Annotated in this window: 19 protein-coding genes; 8 read left to right on the top strand and 11 right to left on the bottom strand. The window is 63.1% G+C overall.

Going from position 1 to position 19,398, the window contains the following annotated elements; genetic code table 11:
• Position 1 precedes the first annotated feature (1 nt).
• The 3 genes from X726_RS156525 to X726_RS156535 are packed head-to-tail and all read left to right on the top strand — an operon-like array spanning position 2 to position 2,150.
• Positions 2–490, top strand: coding sequence for a GNAT family N-acetyltransferase (locus X726_RS156525; protein ID WP_023669573.1), 489 nt, complete (start codon positions 2–4; stop codon positions 488–490).
• A complete protein-coding gene (locus tag X726_RS156530) occupies positions 487–1,740 on the top strand; it encodes an aconitase X catalytic domain-containing protein (protein ID WP_023669572.1) in 1,254 nt (417 codons plus the stop codon). Before X726_RS156525 ends, X726_RS156530 begins: the two co-directional genes overlap by 4 nt.
• Positions 1,737–2,150, top strand: a complete 414-nt coding sequence (locus X726_RS156535; protein ID WP_023669571.1) for a DUF126 domain-containing protein — start codon at positions 1,737–1,739, stop codon at positions 2,148–2,150. The genes X726_RS156530 and X726_RS156535 overlap by 4 nt, the downstream gene beginning before the upstream one ends.
• Before the next feature lie 12 nt (positions 2,151–2,162).
• Here the strand turns inward: X726_RS156535 and X726_RS156540 are convergent, their stop codons facing one another.
• Positions 2,163–3,164 carry a D-glycerate dehydrogenase gene (locus tag X726_RS156540; RefSeq protein ID WP_023669570.1) on the bottom strand — a complete coding sequence of 334 codons (1,002 nt, stop codon included), beginning with the start codon at positions 3,162–3,164 and terminating at the stop codon, positions 2,163–2,165.
• Between the two features lie 157 nt (positions 3,165–3,321).
• Here X726_RS156540 and X726_RS156545 point away from each other — a divergent pair, with 157 nt between their 5' ends.
• A complete protein-coding gene (locus X726_RS156545) occupies positions 3,322–3,879 on the top strand; it encodes an SH3 domain-containing protein (protein WP_023669569.1) in 558 nt (185 codons plus the stop codon).
• Positions 3,880–3,892: 13 nt separating this feature from the next.
• Here X726_RS156545 and X726_RS156550 read toward each other — a convergent pair whose 3' ends face one another.
• Positions 3,893–4,252: a DUF4260 domain-containing protein gene (locus X726_RS156550; RefSeq protein WP_023669568.1), complete on the bottom strand. Its 360-nt coding sequence runs from the start codon at positions 4,250–4,252 to the stop codon at positions 3,893–3,895.
• A gap of 10 nt (positions 4,253–4,262) precedes the next feature.
• Positions 4,263–4,694 carry an iron response transcriptional regulator IrrA gene (gene irrA / locus X726_RS156555; protein ID WP_031193300.1) on the bottom strand — a complete coding sequence of 144 codons (432 nt, stop codon included), beginning with the start codon at positions 4,692–4,694 and terminating at the stop codon, positions 4,263–4,265.
• A gap of 344 nt (positions 4,695–5,038) precedes the next feature.
• Between irrA and fabA the strand changes: the two genes are divergently transcribed.
• The 4 genes from fabA (at position 5,039) to X726_RS156575 (ending at position 9,480) form a co-directional block, all read left to right on the top strand.
• The gene (gene fabA / locus X726_RS156560) at positions 5,039–5,554 is read left to right on the top strand and encodes a 3-hydroxyacyl-[acyl-carrier-protein] dehydratase FabA (protein ID WP_023669566.1); all 516 of its coding nucleotides are present in this window, start codon (positions 5,039–5,041) and stop codon (positions 5,552–5,554) included.
• 122 nt (positions 5,555–5,676) lie between these two features.
• Positions 5,677–6,897: a beta-ketoacyl-ACP synthase I gene (fabB, locus tag X726_RS156565; RefSeq protein WP_023669565.1), complete on the top strand. Its 1,221-nt coding sequence runs from the start codon at positions 5,677–5,679 to the stop codon at positions 6,895–6,897.
• 33 nt (positions 6,898–6,930) lie between these two features.
• On the top strand, positions 6,931–7,743 hold the full coding sequence (fabI, locus tag X726_RS156570; protein WP_023669564.1) for an enoyl-ACP reductase FabI: 813 nt from the start codon (positions 6,931–6,933) through the stop codon (positions 7,741–7,743).
• A gap of 183 nt (positions 7,744–7,926) precedes the next feature.
• The gene (locus tag X726_RS156575; RefSeq protein ID WP_023669563.1) at positions 7,927–9,480 is read left to right on the top strand and encodes a bifunctional diguanylate cyclase/phosphodiesterase; all 1,554 of its coding nucleotides are present in this window, start codon (positions 7,927–7,929) and stop codon (positions 9,478–9,480) included.
• A gap of 16 nt (positions 9,481–9,496) precedes the next feature.
• Here the strand turns inward: X726_RS156575 and X726_RS156580 are convergent, their stop codons facing one another.
• The 8 genes from X726_RS156580 to X726_RS156615 form a co-directional block, all read right to left on the bottom strand.
• Positions 9,497–10,510, bottom strand: coding sequence for a class I SAM-dependent methyltransferase (locus X726_RS156580; RefSeq protein ID WP_023669562.1), 1,014 nt, complete (start codon positions 10,508–10,510; stop codon positions 9,497–9,499).
• Between the two features lie 85 nt (positions 10,511–10,595).
• Positions 10,596–12,743, bottom strand: coding sequence for a polyribonucleotide nucleotidyltransferase (pnp, locus tag X726_RS156585; protein ID WP_023669561.1), 2,148 nt, complete (start codon positions 12,741–12,743; stop codon positions 10,596–10,598).
• A 278-nt stretch (positions 12,744–13,021) separates the two neighbouring features.
• Positions 13,022–13,396, bottom strand: coding sequence for a 30S ribosomal protein S15 (gene rpsO / locus X726_RS156590; RefSeq protein WP_280790540.1), 375 nt, complete (start codon positions 13,394–13,396; stop codon positions 13,022–13,024).
• 95 nt (positions 13,397–13,491) lie between these two features.
• Positions 13,492–14,586 carry a magnesium/cobalt transporter CorA gene (gene corA, locus X726_RS156595; RefSeq protein ID WP_023669560.1) on the bottom strand — a complete coding sequence of 365 codons (1,095 nt, stop codon included), beginning with the start codon at positions 14,584–14,586 and terminating at the stop codon, positions 13,492–13,494.
• A 44-nt stretch (positions 14,587–14,630) separates the two neighbouring features.
• Positions 14,631–15,602, bottom strand: a complete 972-nt coding sequence (gene truB / locus X726_RS156600; RefSeq protein ID WP_023669559.1) for a tRNA pseudouridine(55) synthase TruB — start codon at positions 15,600–15,602, stop codon at positions 14,631–14,633.
• Positions 15,602–16,021, bottom strand: a complete 420-nt coding sequence (gene rbfA / locus X726_RS156605) for a 30S ribosome-binding factor RbfA (protein WP_023669558.1) — start codon at positions 16,019–16,021, stop codon at positions 15,602–15,604. Before rbfA ends, truB begins: the two co-directional genes overlap by 1 nt.
• A gap of 161 nt (positions 16,022–16,182) precedes the next feature.
• Positions 16,183–18,747, bottom strand: a complete 2,565-nt coding sequence (gene infB, locus X726_RS156610; protein WP_023669557.1) for a translation initiation factor IF-2 — start codon at positions 18,745–18,747, stop codon at positions 16,183–16,185.
• Positions 18,744–19,394, bottom strand: a complete 651-nt coding sequence (locus tag X726_RS156615) for an RNA-binding protein (protein ID WP_023669556.1) — start codon at positions 19,392–19,394, stop codon at positions 18,744–18,746. The genes infB and X726_RS156615 overlap by 4 nt, the downstream gene beginning before the upstream one ends.
• Positions 19,395–19,398 lie beyond the last annotated feature (4 nt).

The following is a 19,398-nucleotide window of genomic DNA, read 5'->3' as shown; positions in this document are numbered from 1 at the left end:
TATGGATCGGTCCACCAGCGTCCTTGTTACGCAGCTTGCCTCCGATTTCGAGCGCTGGGACGAACTGCTCAGCCTGATCATGCGCGCCTTTGCACCGATGGACGGCGTCATCGACCCGCCCTCCTCGGCACATCTGCTGAACGCCGGAAACCTCAGGGACAAGGCTGGCCGAGAGACCGTGTTGCTGGCCCTGCAGGATGACAGGATCGCCGGCTGCGTTTTCGCGCTGGAGAGAGCCGATGATTTCTACATCGGCAAGCTCGCCGTCGAACCTGAGCTTCAAGGGCAAGGCATCGGCAGGCGGCTGATGCAGGCTGTCGAATTTCTCGCCCGCAGCCGGAACAAACCGGCCATCGAACTGCAGACGCGAATCGAACTGACCGTAAATCATGCAACCTTTGCCGGTCTCGGCTTTCGCGAGACTGAACGCACCGCGCATGACGGCTATGACCGGCCGACCTCGATCACCTTGCGCAAGGAGTTGGCGTGAGCCTTGCACTCAGCTCACAGGAGCAGACAGTCGCCTCCGGCCATGACGGGGCGGCGATGGCGATGCGCATCGTTGCCGAAAGCGCTGCGCTGCTCGGCGCGCCGCGACTTATCCCGATCGCCTCGACGCATATAGACGGCGCGCTCTATCACGGCGATTCCGGCACGCTGTTTGCCGAAAGGCTGGTCGATAGCGGCGCCAGGGTCGCGGTGCGCTCGACGCTCAATGTCGGCGCGCTCGACCTGATGGGCTGCTCGCGCGTGCGCCTCGAAGAGCCGGCGCGCGGCATGGCGCGACGAATGATGGAGGCCTACCGCAAACTGGGCTGCGAGCAGAGCTGGACCTGCGCGCCCTATCAGGCCGGCCACAGGCCGGCGCTTGGCAGCGATGTCGCCTGGGGTGAATCCAACGCGGTGGTGTTCTGCAATTCGGTTCTGGGGGCACGCACCAACCGCTATGGCGACTTCCTCGACATCGCCTGCGCCATATCGGGCCGCGCGCCGGATTACGGCCTGCATCGCCCCGAGAACCGGCAGGCACGGCTGTTGTTCGATGTGTCCGGCCTATCCGCCTCGTTCCTTGGCTCCGAGATCGCCTGGCCGGTGCTGGGCAACCTCTACGGCCGTGAGGTCGGCAATGCGATCGGCGTCGTCACCGGCATATTCAGCCATCCCGGCGAGGATGCGCTGAAGGCCTTCGGCGCGGCTGCGGCATCGTCGGGCGCCGTCGGCCTGTTCCACATTGCCGGCGTGACGCCCGAGGCGCCCGACGCCGAGACCATCCTGGTGGGCGGCAGGCCGGAAACGATGATCCGCGTAACGCCGGAGATGGCCATGAAGGCCCGCGCCGGCCTGTCCACCGCAGCCACGCAGACCGCCATCGATGCCGTGGCGATCGGCAGTCCGCATCTGTCTTTGGCCGAATTCGATGCACTTGAGCGGCTGATTGGCGGGCGGCGGCTCAGCGTGCCGATTTACGCCTGCACCGGCCGCCACGTGCTCACCAGGCTGGAGCAGAACGGCAAGCGCAAGATGCTCGAAGCCAGCGGCGTCATCATCGTCGCCGACACCTGCGTGGTGGTGACGCCGATCCTGCCGGATCTGGCCGGCGGCGTGCTGATGACCAATTCGGGAAAATTCGCGCACTACGCGCCGGGCAATACCGGTTACGCCGTGCTTTACGGCTCGCTGGCCGACTGCGTGGAAAGCGCGGTTGCCGGTAAGCCCAGGTTTACGGACATCGCCGCATGAATGCTGCAGCCGACATACTGGTGCCGGGCAGCGGAGGCGAAGGACTGGCCTTGGTGCTGACCGCGCCAATCAGCTTCTGGGGTGGCGTCGATCCGAAGAGCGGCCGCATCGCCGATGTCCGTCACCCGCATCATGGCGAGACCATTTCCGGGCGTGTGCTGTTCCTGCCCGGCACGATCGGCTCGTCCTCAGCGTCAGCCGTGCTGATGGAACTCGTCCACAATGGCCATGCGCCGACGGCACTCGTGCTGCACGAGCCGGACGCGATCCTGCTGCTTGGCTTGATCGTGGCCAGGGAAATGGGCTGGCCGACGCCGGTAGCGCTCAGGCTCGAGCGCGACGATTTTGAGGCCTATCGCGGCAAGCGTGTGAGTGTCGCGGCGGATGGCGCCCTCACAACCGCATCCTGAACGCGGCCCGCTTCAAGTCCGTAGCGGCAGCACGCGGTCCGGCGGCCGGTGGCCGTCGAAGAAGGCGCGGATGTTGATGATCACCTTCTCGCCCATGTCGATGCGGCCCTCGATCGTCGCCGAACCCATATGCGGCAAAAGCACGACCTTGTTCTTCGCGGCAAGCTTCAGCAGTTTCGAGTTCAGCGCCGGTTCGTGCTCGTAGACGTCGAGGCCGGCGCCGGCGATCTTGCCGTCCTGGATCAGCTTGACCAGCGCTTCCTCGTCGATGATGTCGCCACGCGCGGTGTTGACCACATAGGCGGTGGGCTGAAGCAGAGCCAGGCGCCGCGCCGAAAGCAGATGAAAGGTCGCCGGCGTCGACGGGCAATTGACCGAGATGATGTCCATGCGGGCAAGCATCTGGTCGAGGCTTTCCCAGTAGGTCGCCTCAAGCCCTTCCTCGACCGCCGGCAGCACGCGATGGCGGTTATGGTAGTGGATCGACAGGCCGAAAGCCTTGGCGCGCCTGGCAACAGCGGTGCCGATGCGGCCCATGCCGACAATGCCGAGGCGCTTGCCCCAGATGCGCCGGCCGAGCATCCAGGTCGGCGACCAACCGGCCCATTTCTTGTCGCTGGTGAGCACATTGGCGCCTTCGGCCAGCCGCCGCGGGCCGGCCAGCATCAGCGCCATGGTCATGTCGGCCGTATCCTCGGTCAGCACGTTCGGCGTGTTGGTGACGGTAATGCCTTTCCTGGCCGCCGCCGCCACATCGATCTTGTCGACGCCATTTCCGAAATTGGCGATCAGCTTGAGATTGTCGCCGGCCTGGGCAATCAGCGCCGCATCGATCTGGTCGGTGATGGTCGGCACCAGCACATCGGCTTCCTTGATCGCCGCGACCAGCTCCGGCTGCGTCATCGGGCGGTCCTCGACATTCAGCCTGGCGTCGAAGAGTTCGCGCATGCGGGTCTCGACCGGATCGGGCAGCTTGCGCGTGATGACGACGAGAGGCCGTTTTTTGCCTGCCATTGTTTCCTCGAACCCGATCTCGTTGAGACCTCTTTAACCAAGACAGGCGAAACTGAATACCGGTCGCGGTGCCTGCCACTCCTGTAACAAGCGGTGCCGCCGAAGACAAAGAAAAAGGGGCGCCCGGACCAAAGGGCACGCGCCGAAAGGAATGAAAGTGTCTGGTTTCGCGTCGCTTCGCCTGATCCTCAGCGCAGCGCTTCTCGGCGCTCTCCTGCATTCCCCGCAAGCCGCGGCGCAAGGTGCCGCCGCACCTGTGCAGACGGTCACGCTCGGGCCGAGCGGCCTGCCGCTGCCGCGTTTCGTCAGCCTGAAATCGGCTCGCGTCAACTCGCGCGTTGGCCCCGGCGCCAACTATTCCGTCGACTGGATGTACACAAAGGCCGGCCTGCCGATGGAAATCATCCAGGAATTCGATACCTGGCGGCGGGTGCGCGATGCCGATGGCTCGGAGGGTTGGATCAACCAGTCGCTGCTGTCCGGCCGCCGGACCGCGATCGTCGCCCCTTGGCAACGCACCAAAGGTGGCCGAATCAATCTGCTCGACGATGCCGATAAGGACGCCAGCGTCATCGCCATCATCGAGCCGGGCGTTACGGGCACGATCAAAACCTGCGATGGCCAGTGGTGCGAAATGACCTTCGACGGCCACACCGGCTGGATCGCCCAGTCGCAGGTGTGGGGCGCCTATCCCGGCGAGCACGTCAAGAATTGAGATTGCTGGAGGCCTAACGGCCGATACGGCCGAGATGGGTGTCCTGAAAACCGGTCGACAGTTTGAGACCGTAGCCGAGCGCGCGGTCGACGGCGATGTGGATGATCCAGATCAGACCAATCGCGGTCGCCGTCGAATTGGCCAGAACATATCCGGCGAGGGCCAGCAACAGCGGGACGATCAGGATGTGCAACGCGTTGTAAGCGACAGCGCCGATCCGTGCCCCGGCGAGATAGCCCAGCATCGACAGGTCGGGCGCCAGAATAAGCAGGGCGAACAGCCACCAGGAAACGCCTGACGCGGCATAGGCGACTATAGCCACGACCGCGACCGCAACCCATTCGAGCCGGATTGCAAAATCGACAGGTTTCACGGGTTGGGGCTTAAACGCTGCGCTTCGGGCGCAGCCTCACCACGATGTCGACATTGGCGATCTCCATGCCTGCGGGTGGCTCCGGCAGGTTGGAGACGGTCACCGGACCGCTTTCTATATCGAAGATCCTGTTTTCGCCTTCGATGTAAAAATGATGGTGATCGGAGGTGTTGGTGTCGAAATAGGTCTTGGACCCCTCGACCGCCAGGATGCGCAGCAGGCCGGCCTGGGTGAACTGGTGAAGCGCGTTGTAGACGGTGGCGAGCGAGACCGGCACGCCGGCGGCGACCGCCTCTTCATGCAGTTCCTCGGCCGAAAGGTGGCGGTCGCCCTTGGCAAACAGCAGATCGGCCAGCGCAATGCGTTGGCGTGTCGGCCTAAGGCCGGCTTCGCGAACCCGCTTGTCCACAGCGACATTTTCCTTCCGGCCGCCCAGATCCATCTATCCGTCCAAGCCCACAGTTCTGCCTCAAGACACGCCCAGAGTGGCGAAAAAACGTCATCAACCGAAACTGGATACCTCCCGACATATATTCTGTTGGCGGAATACGATCAATAGAGCGACGTGCGTCCAGTTGGACGCACTAAGTGCGCTCTATCGCTTTTTTGGCGTCGCATCGTGCTTTCCGGAATCGAGATCGATTTCGGGCCGATGCGAGAGCGCGCATTGACCCGGGCAGACGGGCGGGTTAAGCGCAAACGCCGGTTTCCGGACCGAAAGGGATTGTGTTAGGAAACCAACGACAAGGGCGCCCCACCGCCCGGGACATTATGGGGACGAGACATATGGCGGGTTCGAAATCCAGCTACGGTTATGAGGAATTGCTTGCCTGCGCCCGCGGCGAGCTGTTTGGGCCCGGCAACGCCCAGCTGCCCTATCCGCCGATGCTGATGTTCGACCGCATCACCGAGATCAGCGAGACCGGCGGCGCCCACGACAAGGGCTTCATCCGCGCCGAATTCGACATCAAGCCGGACCTGTGGTTTTTCGCCTGCCATTTCATCGGCAATCCGATCATGCCGGGGTGCCTGGGCCTCGACGCCATGTGGCAATTGACGGGTTTCTACCTCGGCTGGCTCGGCGAGCCGGGCAAGGGCATGGCGCTGTCGACCGGCGAAGTGAAGTTCAAGGGGATGGTGACGCCTTCGGTCAAGAAAGTGGAATACGGCATCGATTTCAAGCGCGTCATGCGCGGACGCCTGGTTCTCGGCATCGCCGATGGCTGGCTTAAAGCCGACGGCGAACCCATATACGCGGCGACAGACCTCAAAGTGGGGCTGTCCAAGCAATCGGCCGCCTGACCGGCGCCACTGCAGCAGGGCGTTCCCGGACGCGCAACGACGCTGCGGCATTTTGGTTTTGCGTATGATCGCCGGCGAAAACCGACTAGGGTTTCGGGATCATCCGCTGGAAGGAGTTGCGAATGAGAAGGGTCGTCGTCACAGGCCTCGGCATCGTATCGTCGATCGGCAACAACGCCAACGAGGTGCAATCCTCGCTCCACGATGCCAAATCAGGCATCAGCTTCTCCGATTCCTTCGCCGAACACGGCTTCCGCTGCCAGGTCTGGGGCGCGCCGACGCTCGACCCGACCCCTATGATCGACCGGCGCGCCATGCGCTTCCTGAGCCAGGGCGCGGCCTGGAACCATGTCGCGATGGACCAGGCGATCGCCGACGCCGGGCTTGGCGAAAGCGACATCACCAATGAGCGCACCGGCATTGTCATGGGCTCGGGTGGCCCCTCGACCCGCACCATCGTCGAGGCGGCCGAGACCACGCTCAAGAACAACAGCCCCAAGCGCATCGGTCCGTTCGCGGTGCCGAAGGCGATGTCGTCGACCGCGTCGGCGACGCTCGCCACCTGGTTCAAGATCCACGGCGTCAACTATTCGATCTCGTCGGCCTGCTCGACCTCGGCGCATTGCATCGGCAACGCCTACGAACTGATCCAGTGGGGCAAGCAGGATGTGATGTTTGCCGGCGGCCATGAGGACCTCGACTGGACGATGTCGGACCTGTTCGATGCCATGGGGGCGATGTCGTCGAAGTATAACGACAAGGCGTCAACAGCTTCCCGCGCGTATGACGCCAATCGCGATGGCTTCGTCATCGCGGGCGGCGCGGGCGTCCTCATCCTGGAGGAGCTCGAACACGCCAAGGCGCGCGGCGCCAAGATCTACGCTGAGATCGTCGGCTATGGCGCGACGTCGGACGGTTACGACATGGTGGCGCCGTCGGGCGAAGGCGCGGTGCGCTGCATGCGCCAGGCTCTGGCGACGGTGTCCGCGCCGGTCGACTACATCAACACCCACGGCACCTCGACGCCGGTCGGCGATTCCCGGGAAATGGGCGCCATCCGAGAGGTGTTCGGCGACACGATGCCGTTCATCACCTCGACCAAGTCGCTGACCGGCCATTCCCTTGGTGCCGCCGGCGTACAGGAATCGATCTACTCGATCCTGATGATGCAAGGCGGCTTCATCGGCGAGAGCGCCCATATCGAAAACCTCGATCCCGAATTCGAGGGCATGCCGATCGTGCGCAAGCGCATCGACGACGCCAGGATCGACACGGTTTTGTCCAACTCGTTCGGCTTCGGTGGCACCAACGCAACGCTGATTTTCCAGCGCTATTCCGCATAAGGCCAGCGTTTTATTGTAGGGGGATTGCCGGCCATGGACGGACTGATGAAGGGCAAGCGCGGGCTTGTCATGGGCGTCGCCAACGATCATTCGATCGCCTGGGGCATCGCCAGGAAATTGTCCGAACACGGGGCGGAGCTTGCCTTCACCTATCAGGGCGACGCCTTCGGGCGCCGCGTCAAGCCGCTTGCCGAGAAACTTGGGGCGTCACTGGTGGTGCCGTGCGACGTCGAGGACAGCGCATCGGTCGCCGCCACCTTCGAGACGCTCGGCAAGGAATGGGGCGGGCTCGACTTCGTCGTCCACGCCATCGGCTTTTCCGACAAGAACGAGCTCAAAGGGCTCTACGCCGACACCAGCCGCGACAATTTCGTCCGCACCATGGTCATCTCCTGCTACTCCTTCACCGAGGTCGCCCGCCATGCCGCCCCGCTGATGAGCGAAGGCGGCGCGATGATCACGCTGACCTATGCCGGCTCTGTCCGCGTCATGCCGAACTACAACGTCATGGGCGTCGCCAAGGCCGGGCTGGAAGCCAGCGTGCGCTATCTCGCCAACGATTATGGCCCGCGCGGCATCCGGGTGAACGGCATATCGGCGGGACCGGTGCGTACTTTGGCCGGCGCCGGAATCTCGGACGCCCGCCACATGTACTCCTACCAGCAGCGCAACTCGCCGCTGCGCCGCACGGTAACCATCGACGAGGTCGGCGGCTCGGCGCTCTATCTTTTGTCCGACCTCTCGTCAGGCGTCACCGGCGAAATCCATTATGTGGATTCCGGCTATCACATCGTGTCGATGCCAACCCTGGATGAGTTGAAGCAGACCGACAGCGTACGCGATTAACTCACCAGTAAAATTAGATGCATCGGCGGAAACTCATTTTAAGGAGATATCCGCTAGAAGTCTTATGGGCTTGGGCTCTGCGCGTTCTTGCTGGGCGCAAAGGATACTTTAGCCTTTATGAATTTGCGCTTGATATTTCCGAAAGTCGAGTTGATTTCGGGATCATGCGACAGGGACTGAGCAATGCCTGCTGTCAGCAACCCGAAGCGAACACCTGTGTTCCGGCTGCTCACCGTCGCCAGTTCGGGCCTTGGCAGTTTCATCCTTGGGCTTTGGGGCCTCCGGCATGGTTTCGGGGACGGCTTTGCCGGCATGCAGGCGGAAACCATGATCGGCATCGCGTCGGCGCTATGCGCGCTGGCCGCCGCCGGTGCTGCCTTGTCCTTCTTCGCCGGCGTCGATGAATCGGTGGACTACGTTTTCAACGAAACCCATTTTGACAAGCTGACCGGGCTTTTTGCGCGGCCGGCGATGGTCGGCAGGATTGCCGACGCGGCGTCCGCGACGATCAGGACCGGTGAGCCGGTGTTCCTCATCGACATCGACATCGACCGCTTCAAGCAGATCAACGACGCCATCGGCTACAGCCATGGCGACGAACTGATCCGCGGCTTCACCAAGCGGTTGAAGGCCTGCATGCCCGAAGGCGCGGTGATGGGGCGCATCGGCGCCGGCGAGTTCGCTATCCTTGTCTGGGAACACCAACTCCAAAGGTCCATGGAAAGCACCGTCGAAACCATGATCGAGGAGATGCTGAAGCCGTACCAGCTCGATTCCCACCTGCAGTCGGTCGGCCTGTCGGTCGGCATCGTGGCGATGCCAAAGGATGGCGTCGATCCGGTCCTCATCCTGCGCCGCTCCAACCTGGCGCTGCAGAATGCCCGCGCCGGCGGCGTGGGCAACTGGTCGGTCTTCCATTCCGACATGGGCCAGGTCGCCGACTACCGCCACTGGATCGAATCCGAACTGCACATCGCCTTCGTCCGTGGCGATTTCGACCTTCACTACCAGCCGCAGCTCGACCTGCCGACCGGCCGTATCGTCGGCTACGAGGCGCTGATCCGCTGGAAGCACCCGGAACGCGGCATGATCCCGCCGATGGAATTCATTCCGATCGCCGAAGAGACCGGCATGATCCACCCGATCGGCAATTGGGTGCTGAACAAGGCCTGCAGCGATGCCCGTCATTTGCCCGAGGACTGCTTCGTTGCCGTCAACATCTCGCCGGTCCAGTTCATGACCAAGGATTTCGTCGGCATCGTGCGCGATACGATGGCCAGCACCGGCATCAAGCCGTCGCGGCTGGAGCTCGAAGTGACCGAGACGGCGATGATGCAGGACCGCGACCGCGCTGCCACCATCCTGCAGCAGCTTGCCGACATGGGCATTTCGGTGGCCGTCGACGATTTCGGCACCGGCTATTCCAATCTCAGCTACCTGATCGACTTCGCCTTCGGCAAGCTGAAGATCGACCGCTCCTTCGTCAGCCGCATCGACACCGATTCGAATTCGGGCGCCGTCGTCTCTACCATCGTCGGCCTGTCGCGGGCGCTCGGCGTCGGCATCATCGCCGAAGGCGTCGAGACCGAGAACCAGGCGACGCTTTTGCGAGCAGCTGGTTGCGAGATGGTGCAGGGCTATCTGTTCGGCAGGCCGGCGCCGCTCAAGATCAAGCCTGGCGATATCAGACCGACCATTCCCGTCCACGAGCCGGCGCGCATCGTCAGCATGCATTGAGGCGACCGGCACCGTCCTATCGGCGCGCGGAGAAAACCTTGAACATGCCGTCGCGGGCGAGCTCGGCATGGCTGGAGAAGACGGCCTTCAGAACCGGTTCGTAAGGCAGCTGACGGTTCGCCACCATGAACAGCCGCCCGCCCGGCTTCAGCGCCTTGCCCGCCGCCTGGATCATGCCGGCGCCGATTTCCGGCTCGGCCGCCCGGCTGCGATGGAAGGGCGGGTTCATGACGATGGCATCATAGCGCCGCTCGACCGGCTCCCTCAGCAGATCGGTCCAAAAGAAGCCGGGCTCGAAGCCTGTCTGGCCGATATTGCCCTTGGCCGCCTCAAGCGCGTCGAAATCCGCTTCGTAAAGGTCGAGCCCCGTTATACCGGATGAACGTGCCGCGACCTCGGCGGCGACATAACCCCAGCCGGCGCAGAAATCAGCAATGTTGCCGCGCAGGTCTTTGGGCAGGTTGTCGACCAGAAGTTTCGAGCCGGCGTCGATCCGGTCGAAGGAGAACATGCCCGGCGCAGTGCGGAAGCGGTCCTCTACGACCAAGGCAGGATTGGCGACGCGCAGTTTTTCCGCAGGCGCCAGATCGACCGGACGGCGAAGCCAGAAGGCGATGCCGTGATATTTCGGCAGATGCCCTTCGATGGGGACAAGCTCGTCGATGCGCTTGCGCAGGCTGGCGATGCCTTCGTCCTTACCGCCGGCGACAATGATCAGACCGCCCGGCGTGACGCGTTCGATCGCCTCGGCAATACGCATCTCGTTTAGCCCACGATGGCGGCCGGCAAGCACGAGCGCTGCATCGAATGCATCGCCTTCCGAGCGGGGCGTTACCTTGTGACCGGCACGCTCCAGCGCTCGGAGATGCGGCCGGAAACCCTGTGCAAGATGGAGCTCTGCCTCGAAGCCTTCCGGCAAGCGGAAGCCGGGCTCCGCACCCAGGAACAACACACGCTCGCCCTTTTGCGGCAGAGGGAGCCCCTCGGCCTCGAAGGGATGGAACAGTGTCTTCAGCGGCTCAGCGGCCATTCTTCGATTCTCATGTCGTAGACGGGTATTAAACGAAAACGGGCGCGACATAAGCCGCGCCCGTTCAACTCTATTGTCAGACCACTCAGGCGGCGTTTTCTTCGCCTTCGGCCTTCTTGTCGCGGGCGATTTCCTTGCCGGTGGCCTGGTCGACGACCTTCATCGACAGGCGGACCTTGCCGCGCTCGTCGAAGCCCATCAGCTTGACCCAGACCTTGTCGCCTTCCTTGACGACGTCCGAGGTCTTGGCGACCCGGTCGTTGGCAAGCTGCGAGATGTGGACGAGGCCGTCACGCGGACCGAAGAAGTTGACGAAAGCGCCGAAGTCGGCGGTCTTGACGACCGTGCCTTCGTAGATTTCGCCGACTTCCGGCTCGGCGACGATGGTATGGATCCACTTCTTGGCCGCCTCGATCTCCTTGGCGTTCGACGAAGCGATCTTGACCGTGCCGTCGTCCTCGATGTTGATCTTTGCGCCGGTCTTCTCGACGATCTCACGGATAACCTTGCCGCCGGAGCCGATCACGTCGCGGATCTTGTCGGTCGGGATGTGCATAACCTCGATGCGCGGTGCGAACTCACCGAGTTCGGGGCGGGCGCCGGTCAGAGCATGCGCCATCTCGCTGAGGATATGCTGGCGGCCGTCCTTGGCCTGGTCCAGCGCGATCTTCATGATCTCCTCGGTGATGCCCTCGATCTTGATGTCCATCTGCAGCGAGGTGATGCCGCCTTCGGTACCGGCAACCTTGAAGTCCATGTCGCCGAGGTGATCTTCGTCACCCAGGATGTCGGACAGAACCGCGAAGCGCTCGCCTTCCTTGATCAGGCCCATCGCGATACCAGCAACCGGCTTGGCCAGCGGAACGCCGGCATCCATCAGCGCCAGCGATGTGCCGCAGACGGTGGCCATCGACGACGAACCGTTGGACTCGGTGATCTCCGAGACGACGCGCAGCGTGTAGGGGAACTGGTCCGCGCTCGGCAGCATCGGACGGATGGCGCGCCAGGCGAGCTTGCCGTGGCCGATTTCGCGGCGGCCCGGCGAACCCATGCGGCCGGTCTCGCCGACGGAGTAGGGAGGGAAGTTGTAGTGAAGGAGGAACTTCTCCTTGTACATACCGGTCAGCGAATCGACATACTGCTCGTCCTCGCCGGTGCCCAGCGTGGCAACGACCAGCGCCTGGGTCTCGCCGCGGGTGAACAGCGCCGAACCGTGCGTGCGCGGCAGGACGCCGACTTCCGAGACGATCTTGCGGACAGTCTTGAGGTCACGGCCATCGATGCGCGAACCGGTGTCGAGGATGTTCCAGCGCACGACCTTGGCCTGGAGTTCCTTGAACACCGAACCGATCTGCTCGGAGGTGTACTTGGCGTCTTCGCCTTCAGCCGGGGCAAACGCAGCCTTGACCTTCGCCTTGACGGCGTCGACGGCAGCGTAGCGCTTCTGCTTGTCGACGTTCTTGTAGGCATTGCTGAGCTCGTCGCCGACGATCTTCAGCATTTCGGCTCCAAGCGCGGAGTAGTCCGGCGCCGTGAAATCGCGCGGCTCCTTGGCGGCAACTTCGGCCAGCTTGATAATGGCGTCGATCACCGGCTGGAAGCCCCTGTGGCCGAACATGACGGCGCCGAGCATCAGCTCTTCGCCGAGTTCCTTGGCTTCGGACTCGACCATCAGCACGGCGTCGGCGGTGCCGGCGACAATGAGGTCGAGCCTGGATTCCTGCATCTCATCGACATGCGGGTTGAGCACGTATTCGCCGTTGATGTAGCCGACTCGGGCGCCGCCGATCGGGCCCATGAAGGGAACGCCCGACAGCGTCAAAGCGGCCGAGGTGGCGACGATCGACACGATATCGGGATCGTTCTCGAGGTCATGCTGGACGACGGTGACGACGATCTGGGTGTCGTTCTTGTAGCCGTCGGCGAAGAGCGGGCGGATCGGGCGGTCGATCAGGCGGGAAACCAGCGTTTCCTTTTCGCTCGGACGTCCCTCGCGCTTGAAGTAGCCGCCGGGGATCTTGCCGGCGGCGTAGGTCTTTTCCTGGTAGTTGACGGTCAGCGGGAAGAAATCGAGGCCTGGCTTCGGCTCCTTCATCGAAACGACGGTGGCGAGAACCTTGGTTTCGCCGTAGGTCGCAAGCACCGCGCCGTCAGCCTGACGTGCGATCTTGCCGGTTTCCAGGATGAGCGGACGGCCGCCCCATTCGATTTCCACTTTGTGGTAGTTGAACATATCTTGTCCTTAATAAGCGGAAAGGGCCGCGCCGTTTCACGGTGCGCGGATGCCCTTTCCCTGGCTTCCTTTCTCGGGCAGCCACGGGCAAGACAACGGGAAGCTCGGGTAGATTTCGGCACTGGTTAGCGCACGAGCGTCCTGCAATCCTGCCCCATGACCGTCCATGGGCGGTTTCGAGTGGCCTCTGCGCGCTCGAAACCGGGTCTAGCCAATCGATGCGACTGGCAGAATGCGCGACCGGCGGGCTCTCCTTCGAAAGCCCGCCGGTCAATTCGTCAACGGCGCAGACCGAGCTTCTCGATCAACGTCTGATAGCGCGCGTCATCCTTGCGCTTGAGATAATCAAGCAGGCTGCGGCGCTGGGAGACGAGAGCGAGCAGACCACGGCGGGAATGGTTATCCTTCTTGTGGTCCTTGAAGTGGTCGGTCAGGTTCTTGATGCGCTCGGAAAGGATGGCCACCTGGACTTCCGGAGACCCGGTATCGCCCTTGGCGGTTGCGAATTCACCCATCAATTCCTGTTTGCGCTCGGCAGTAATCGACATCGTGTTTTTCCTTATCTGTTTGAGGAAACGGGTCGCCTTCAGCCGGGATGTCGTCCAGCAGGGGCCGGTGCAAGCAAAGCGACATGGCGCGATGCTGCGGCGCATATAGGGCAATTCCCCGGAAAACACCAGCCCATTCATAAAGCCGGCTTGTCGCAGCCCTTTGCTCGGGAATCCAGGATTCCCCTGACACCGAAACCTTACAGCCACTTCTTTCTTTTGAAGAAGACGATCAGCCCGACAGCAACGGCCAGCATGAACAGCAGAGAAGCCGGGTAGCCATAGTAGGCTTTCAGTTCCGGCATGTTCCACGGCGAGATCTCGGGATCGAAATTCATCCCCCAGATACCGACCAGGAAGGTTAGCGGCATGAAGATCACCGAGACGATGGTGAGATAAGAGATGACGTCGTTGGTGCGCGCCTGGCTCAGCGACAAATGCATTTCGATCAAGCCGGTCAGCATATCACGCTGGTTCTCGACCAGCTCGATCAGCCGCAATGCGTGGTCGAGCGTGTCGTTGAAGAAGATTTTCGTCTCCGGCTTCACATAGGGCACGTCGTTGCGGATCAGCGTCGCCAGCGCGTCGCGCATCGGCCACAGCACGCCCTTGAGCACATTGGCGTCGCGCCGCAATTCGTGCAGCTGGCGCATCTGATGCTTGTGAGGCGTGTTGAGCATCTCGTCCTCGATGCCATCGACCTCCTCGCTAGCGGCCTCAATCGGCGGGAAATAGCTGTCGACGATGGAATCGATGAGCGCATAGGCCAGATAGTCGGCGCCGCGCATCCGCAAGCGGTTGGGCAACGCTGCCGCGATGCGCTTGCGTACGGGGTCGAACGGATCGCCTTCGCGCTCCTGGAAGGTGACGACGAATTTCTTGCCGAAGAACACCGCGATCTGCTCATAGCGATGCACCTTGACGTCGTCGATCATGCGCATGACGACGAAGGCGTGGTCCTCGAAGAAGTCGACCTTCGGCCGCTGGCCGGTGTTGACGACATCTTCCAGAGCCAGTGGATGCAGGTTGAAGATCCGGCCGATCTCCTCGATCAGCTGGATGTTGGCGAGACCGGTGCAGTCCAACCAGACGACCGGCCAGTTGTCGCAATGGGTGTTGAGATCGTCGATGCTGGCATCGTTGATGGTCTTGAATTTTTCAGGCGAAATCAGCGTCAGCCGCAGCTCGGACCGTCGCGCCGCCGGATCGGCGATCAGCGTGCCGGGCGAGGCGCCAACCGGCGGCCGGCGCGTTGTCACCGGCGCCCGCTTCTTCACCGCCTCAGCCTTTGCCATGTGCCCCTCGGATGTGACGTCGACGTAAGACTAGACGAGAGTGGTCAGCCGACAAAGACCCGCTTCGGCTTGAACATGCCTTGCTCGATGGCGCCGATGGCGACAAGCTTGCCGCGCGCGGTGGCGCAGGCTTCCTCGGCTTCCACGGGCGCGTCGCGGCCGCGGATGATGACGGGATTGCCAAGGCGGATCTTGGTCGCCGCTTCGTCGCTGATGGCGATCTGGGGCAGGCAGTCGAGCGCGGCAGCCGTGTCGACAAGCAGCGCATCGATGGCGCCGAAGTCGATCGGCGCATCGGCAACATCGGCGTCGCCCTCTCCGTCAGCTTCGCGCTGTTCGCCGAAACGGGCGACTTCCAGTTCGGCGAGGGTGACGAAATCCTCATGGGTGAACGGCTCGACCTCGACCCGGCGCAATTCGGCGATATGACCGAAGCAGCCGAGGTCGCGGCCCATGTCGCGGGCCAGCGAGCGCACATACGTGCCTTTGCCGCATTCGACCTCGAACAAGGTGTGGTCGGCAGCGTGCTCGACGATGTCCAGACGGCCGATCTCGATCTCGCGCGCGGGGATGTCGACTGTCTCGCCCCCACGGGCGAGATCGTAGGCGCGTTCGCCTGATATCTTGATGGCCGAGAATTGCGGCGGTGTCTGCATGATGACGCCGGTGTAGTTCGGCAGCAGCGCCCTGACATCTTCTTCCGCCGGACGGCGGTCGGAACTTTGCGTCACCGGGCCTTCGAGATCGTCGGTCGAACGCTCCTCGCCCCAAGCGACGGTGAACCGGTAGATTTTGGCGCCGTCCTGCACATAAGGCACGGTCTTGGTTGCCTCGCCCAGCGCGATCGGCAGCATGCCAGAGGCCAGCGGGTCGAGCGTGCCGGCATGGCCGGCCTTTTCGGCCTGGAAAAGCCATTTGATCTTGGAGACGGCTTCGGTCGAACCCATGCCAACCGGCTTGTCCAGCACCACCCAGCCGGAGATCGGCCGTCCCTTCTTCTTGCCGCGGCGCCCCACTATTTCTCGTCCTTGTCGTTGTCTTCGCCATCGGCACCCAAGTCTCGCGCGACTTCGGGCGATTTCAGCAAATCGTTGATCCTGGCGAAATTGTCGAAGGACGTATCGAGCTTGAAGCGGAACTCCGGCATGAACTTCATCTGGCGGAGCGCGCCGGAGACGCGGCCACGGACGAACTTCGCATGCTTGTTGAGCGCGTCGATGACCGCACCCGTGTCCTTGGCGCCGAGCGGCGAAACGAAGGCCGTTGCGACCCTCAGATCAGTCGACATGCGCACTTCCGAGACCGAAACCACGGTGTTCTCGATCAGCGGGTCGATAATCTCGCCGCGCTGCAAGGTTTCCGACAGCGCATGGCGCACCTGTTCGGCGACGCGAAGCATGCGCTGGGATGGGCTGGAGGCGGTTGGACGGGGCATTTTTCTCAATCCGGAAAGCGTGAGGCGCGGGATGGGACCGTGCCGCCATGTCTCATATTTGTTCAATGCATGTCGTTTATCCCGCACTTTTGGGCGACAGGCATTAAAGTTAGGGCGGCGGTCTTTCGACCACCGCCCGGTCGTATCGACAGTATACGAACTCAGAGCGTCCGGGTCACCATCTCGACGCGGAAGCACTCGATGATGTCGCCGACGCGCATGTCCTCGTAGTTCTGGAAGGCCATGCCGCACTCCTGGCCGCCCGGAACTTCCGCGACTTCATCCTTGAAGCGCTTGAGGGTCTTCAGCGTACCTTCGTGGATGACGACGTTGTCGCGGATCAGGCGCACGCCCGCTCCACGTTCGACCTTGCCTTCGGTGACACGGCAGCCGGCGATCTTGCCGACCTTGGTGATGTCAAAGATCTCGAGGATCTCGGCATTACCGATGAAGGTCTCGCGGCGTTCCGGCGACAGCAGGCCGGAAAGTGCTGCCTTCACATCGTCGACGAGGTTGTAGATGATCGAGTAGTAGCGGATTTCGATGCCCGCGGCCGCCGCGGCCGCACGTGCCTGCACGTTGGCACGGACGTTGAAGCCGATGATCGCGGCCCCCGAGGTCTCCGCCAGCGACACGTCGCTTTCGGTGATGGCGCCGGCGCCGGCATGAACGATGCGCGCACGCACCTCGTCGGTGCCAAGCTTGTCGAGAGCGGCGTTGATCGCCTCGATCGAACCCTGCACGTCGCCCTTGATGACCAGCGGGAATTCCTTCAACCCGCTCGTCTGCAGCTGCGACATCATCTGTTCGAGCGAGCCGCGCTGGCCGGCATGGCGAGCCACTGCCTTCTCGCGCGCCAGACGCTGGCGATATTCGGTGATCTCACGGGCGCGGGCCTCGTTGTTGACGACAGCGAAGCGGTCGCCGGCTTGCGGCGTGCCCTGCAGGCCAAGCACCTCGACCGGCATTGCCGGCGGAGCCTCCTTGATCTGCTCGCCACGGTCATTGACCAGCGCGCGCACCCGGCCCCATTCGTTGCCGGCGACGAGGATGTCGCCCGGCATCAAAGTGCCGGTCTGCACCAGTACGGTGGCGACGGGGCCACGGCCCTTGTCGAGCTGGGCTTCGATGACCACGCCTTCGGCGGTACGGTCCGGATTGGCCTTGAGGTCGAGGATTTCGGCCTGCAGCAGGATCGCTTCCAACAGCTTGTCGAGGTTGGTGCCCTTGGTCGCCGACACTTCGACGTCCAGCACTTCACCGCCCATCGATTCGACGAACACCTCATGGCGCAGCAGTTCCGACCGAACCTTCTGCGGATCGGCATCATGCTTGTCGATCTTGTTGATCGCCACGATGATCGGAACGCCGGCCGCCTTGGCATGGCTGATCGATTCGATGGTCTGCGGCATGACGCTGTCGTCGGCCGCCACCACCAGGATGGCGATGTCGGTCGCCTGAGCGCCGCGGGCGCGCATCGCCGTGAAGGCGGCGTGACCGGGCGTGTCGATGAAGGTGATCTTCTGACCGTTCTTCTCGACCTGGTAGGCGCCGATATGCTGGGTGATGCCGCCGGCTTCGCCGGAGACGACATTGGCATTGCGGATGGCGTCGAGCAGCGAGGTCTTGCCGTGGTCGACATGGCCCATGATGGTCACGACAGGCGGCCGCGACACCAGGTCCTCGGCATTGTCGGCAATGTTGAACAGGCCTTCCTCGATGTCGGACTCGGCGACGCGGCGGACCGTGTGGCCGAATTCTGTGGCGACCAGCTCGGCCGTGTCGGCGTCGATGATGTCGCCCGGCTTCAGGATCTGGCCCTGCTTCATGAAGTACTTGACCACATCGACAGCGCGCTCGGACATGCGCTGCGCCAGTTCCTGGATGGTGATGGTTTCAGGCAGGATCACTTCGCGCATAACCTTCTCGCGCGGCTCATTATGCATCGCGCGCTTGAATTTTTCCTGGCGGCGACGCATCGACGACAGCGAGCGGGCGCGCGCGTCCTCGTCGGAAAGAGCCGTGTTGAGGGTCAGCTTGCCGCGACGACGGTCTTCCTCGGCCTTGGTCGGCTTGGCCGGGCGCGCCACTTCGGGCGTAACCGGACGGCGTACCGGGGCACCGGCGGCGGTGCGCTTCGGCTTGACCTCTTCCTCATCGTCCGACGCCACAAGCTCGGCAGCCTGCGGCGCGCGGCGGCGCGCTTCTTCCTCGGCGCGGCGGCGGGACTCGGCCTCGGTCTGCAGGCGGGCTTCTTCCTCGGCCTGACGGCGCGCGGATTCCTCGCGCTCGCGCTTGCGGCGTTCCTCATCCTCGTTGCGGCGCTTGGCCTCTTCGATGGCGCGTTGGCGGTCCTCGACGTCGCGAACCTTGGAGCCTTCGAGCGCCCTGCGGCGCGCTTCCATTTCATTGCGCGACAGTTCGTTCAGCACCATGCCGCCGCGTTCGGCCGGGGGCGGCGGAGGCGGCGCCTTGGGCGCTTCCTGCACGACGGGGGCTGCCACTACCGCGGGCTTGGGCGTAAATACGGGTGCAGCCACCGGCTCCGGCTTGTCGCCGGGCATGGAGAATTTGCGCTTCTTGATCTCGACCTGGACCTGCTTGGTGCGGCCATGCGAGAAATTCTGTCGCACGACGCTCTGCTCGGTACCGGGGCGCTTCAGCGTCAAGGTCTTCTTCGGTGTAACACTCAACGTCTTATCGTCGCCCGATTTCGTATCGCTCATTCCATATCCTCTGCAGCATCATCTTCGTCAGCAACGGCCGCAAGCATTGCCAGATCGTCGGGGGTTCCGCCCCGATATCGGTCGAGCGCAACCATGCGCCTCTCAACCGCCTTGCCCGCGTCTCCCGCGAGAACGGCAGCATGTATCACATTTGTACCCCCCAATGCCAAGCTCAACTCGGCCTCGGAGAAAAGTTTGTAGGCAAGGACTGCCGGCCCGCCGAGGTGGACAGTTGCCCGCCGCGCCTGACTGATCTTGCGCACGCCATCGTCGGATGCCTCGGTCGCGTGGAGCACGAAAAGCGCCAACCCCGAGCGCACCGCGCTCTCGACCTTGGTTGCGCCGAGTGCGATCGAGCCAGCCTTGCGGGCAAGGCCGAGCATACCCAAAGCGGATCGTGCAAGCAGTCCGTCGACCATGCCGCCGAGATCGGGCGGCACGACGACCTGCGCCTTGAAGGCGCGGGCAAACAGGTTCTTCGCCGCCGCCTTGTCGATATGTAGGCGGTCGGCGCTCACCCAACAACCACGGCCGGGCAGATTTCTCTTTAGGTCAGGAACGACGGCCGAATCCGGGCCGACGACGAAACGGATCAGCTCATCCGGCTCGGCTTGCTTGCGCGTGACGATGCAGGTGCGATCGTTCATCTCG

This window comes from Mesorhizobium sp. LSJC285A00 (assembly GCF_000503155.1).
Taxonomy (GTDB): Bacteria; Pseudomonadota; Alphaproteobacteria; order Rhizobiales; family Rhizobiaceae; genus Mesorhizobium.
The sequence above is the reverse complement of the archived record's forward strand: the minus strand, read 5'-3'. Positions and strand labels throughout refer to the sequence as shown.

Coding starts and splice junctions, on each gene's coding strand:
- pnp (WP_023669561.1), bottom strand. CDS start 12,743: ATGTTCAACTACCACAAAGTGGAAATCGAATGGGGCGGCCGTCCGCTC.
- rbfA (WP_023669558.1), bottom strand. CDS start 16,021: ATGCCCCGTCCAACCGCCTCCAGCCCATCCCAGCGCATGCTTCGCGTC.
- X726_RS156575 (WP_023669563.1), top strand. CDS start 7,927: ATGCCTGCTGTCAGCAACCCGAAGCGAACACCTGTGTTCCGGCTGCTC.
- X726_RS156525 (WP_023669573.1), top strand. CDS start 2: ATGGATCGGTCCACCAGCGTCCTTGTTACGCAGCTTGCCTCCGATTTC.
- fabB (WP_023669565.1), top strand. CDS start 5,677: ATGAGAAGGGTCGTCGTCACAGGCCTCGGCATCGTATCGTCGATCGGC.
- fabA (WP_023669566.1), top strand. CDS start 5,039: ATGGCGGGTTCGAAATCCAGCTACGGTTATGAGGAATTGCTTGCCTGC.
- X726_RS156535 (WP_023669571.1), top strand. CDS start 1,737: ATGAATGCTGCAGCCGACATACTGGTGCCGGGCAGCGGAGGCGAAGGA.
- X726_RS156540 (WP_023669570.1), bottom strand. CDS start 3,164: ATGGCAGGCAAAAAACGGCCTCTCGTCGTCATCACGCGCAAGCTGCCC.
- irrA (WP_031193300.1), bottom strand. CDS start 4,694: ATGGATCTGGGCGGCCGGAAGGAAAATGTCGCTGTGGACAAGCGGGTT.
- X726_RS156580 (WP_023669562.1), bottom strand. CDS start 10,510: ATGGCCGCTGAGCCGCTGAAGACACTGTTCCATCCCTTCGAGGCCGAG.
- X726_RS156615 (WP_023669556.1), bottom strand. CDS start 19,394: ATGAACGATCGCACCTGCATCGTCACGCGCAAGCAAGCCGAGCCGGAT.
- rpsO (WP_280790540.1), bottom strand. CDS start 13,396: ATGCGCCGCAGCATCGCGCCATGTCGCTTTGCTTGCACCGGCCCCTGC.
- corA (WP_023669560.1), bottom strand. CDS start 14,586: ATGGCAAAGGCTGAGGCGGTGAAGAAGCGGGCGCCGGTGACAACGCGC.
- fabI (WP_023669564.1), top strand. CDS start 6,931: ATGGACGGACTGATGAAGGGCAAGCGCGGGCTTGTCATGGGCGTCGCC.
- infB (WP_023669557.1), bottom strand. CDS start 18,747: ATGAGCGATACGAAATCGGGCGACGATAAGACGTTGAGTGTTACACCG.